The organism is Chryseobacterium sp. RR2-3-20, from assembly GCF_017808115.1.
GTDB lineage: Bacteria > Bacteroidota > Bacteroidia > Flavobacteriales > Weeksellaceae > Chryseobacterium > Chryseobacterium oryzae.
This window is the reverse complement of the sequence record NZ_JADQBD010000186.1, coordinates 1-660: the sequence shown is the minus strand read 5'-3', so window position 1 is coordinate 660 and position 660 is coordinate 1. Positions and strand designations below refer to the sequence as shown.

The 660-nt window shown below is 36.8% G+C and carries 1 protein-coding gene; it reads right to left on the bottom strand.

What is annotated here, in order from left to right; genetic code table 11:
- Positions 1 to 3: 3 nt before the first annotated feature.
- A partial coding sequence (locus IV513_RS15630; protein WP_209391474.1) for a hypothetical protein occupies positions 4 to 660 on the bottom strand: 657 nt, incomplete at its 5' end.

The window sequence follows — 660 nt, the reverse complement described above, 5'->3', positions numbered from 1 at the left end:
TATTTAGTGTAATAAATGTTCAAACTGGCGTCCGTTTTCTGAAATACACTCGTGAAGTCTCTCTGCAAAGGACTTTCTGACATTTTGTAGCATTTCAGTAGTTATTTTTCGAAAAGCTTGCGGAATTCTTTCCCTCATGTCGTCTCTGGATGTGGCTTCTATTCGATAAACTTCAGATTTAATGAACCGCCACTTAAAAAAGTCCATGGGTGTTACATCCGGTGATCTAGCTGGCCAATTAGCTGGTCCTGATCTACCTATCCACCTATCAGGGAAAGTATTATCTAAGTGATTTCTAACGTCCCTTTGAAAATGTACAGAAGCACCATCTAACTTTAGCCACATATCATTTTTTACAGCATCTGGTAGGTGTTCAATTAACCTGGGAAAATCATTTTGAATAAATTCCAAAAATCCTGTCCCTGTTACACGTTCTTCAAAAAAATGTGGACCAATTACGTAATCACCAATAATTCCTCCCCAAACATTTAAAGTCCAGTTGTGCTGGAAGCTATTCATACGAAGTTTATGCGGATTAGCGGTATCATAATAATGGTAATTGTGTCTATTTACAAAACCATTTCTGTGAAATGTTACTTCGTCCGTAAATAAGACATTGTCAAAGAAAGTTCCATTTTCTCTAATCTTATTTTGTGCCCA